The 278-nt window shown below is 58.6% G+C and carries 1 pseudogene; it reads right to left on the bottom strand.

Annotation, left to right across the window (positions count from 1 at the left end):
- Window positions 1–278: pseudogene (locus HBA93_RS20890) on the bottom strand (hypothetical protein); the annotation flags it as partial.

The raw sequence follows: 278 nt of genomic DNA, 5'->3' as shown, positions 1-278 counted from the left end.
CGTTATTTTTGCGCAGGGCGCGGATGATCTCGTTGAAGTATTTTCCTTCGACCGTTCCCGATCCGCTTTCCTGACCCTGGAATGCCGTCGACACCGTTTCAAGGAGCCAAAGAATTTCCTGCACTGCCTGCCGCGGCCGTTGTTCGAGAAGAAGGCGATCGGCTTGGTCGAGCGAGGTGTGAATAAGCTCATGCGCGCGTTGGCCCAGCGATTTCTGCGGCGTCTGGACGACAATAGGTGTCTGTGGATGGCGTGCCAGCAGGGCTGGGGGCCTCACC

It is taken from the genome of Ochrobactrum sp. SFR4, from assembly GCF_019730395.1.
Classification (GTDB): Bacteria; Pseudomonadota; Alphaproteobacteria; order Rhizobiales; family Rhizobiaceae; genus Pseudochrobactrum.
This window is presented reverse-complemented; position numbering and strand designations above follow the sequence as displayed.